This window comes from Fructilactobacillus sp. X2R1C1 (genome assembly GCF_059901435.1).
Genome location: NZ_JBWXUV010000177.1, coordinates 1 through 229, shown reverse-complemented (window position 1 = coordinate 229; position 229 = coordinate 1). Strand labels below are relative to the sequence as shown.

At 46.7% G+C, this 229-nt stretch carries 1 protein-coding gene; it reads left to right on the top strand.

Annotation, left to right across the window (positions count from 1 at the left end; translation table 11 throughout):
• A partial coding sequence (gene hdcB, locus AC6UDG_RS07950) for a histidine decarboxylase maturation protein HdcB (protein ID WP_500707027.1) occupies nt 1–197 on the top strand: 197 nt, incomplete at its 5' end.
• Between the last annotated feature and the right edge of the window lie 32 nt (nt 198–229).

Sequence of the window (229 nt, the reverse complement as noted above, 5' to 3'; positions counted from 1 at the left end):
ATTTTACGCAGTCCGTTTTAAAACGAAAGCTGACGGCTGCCAAATACGACCATACGATTCGTGGTGAAAGTAATTACCTCACAAACGTTGACCACGGAAAAGAAGTGGACCGCTTGCGAGTCGCCAGGCAGACCGGCCAACTGAGTCAGAATGAATACGACGATTTAAACGGCTCAATTTCAAAAGCCGGAAAGTAGGAAGTGATGAAATGAGGACGGAACGTGTTGAC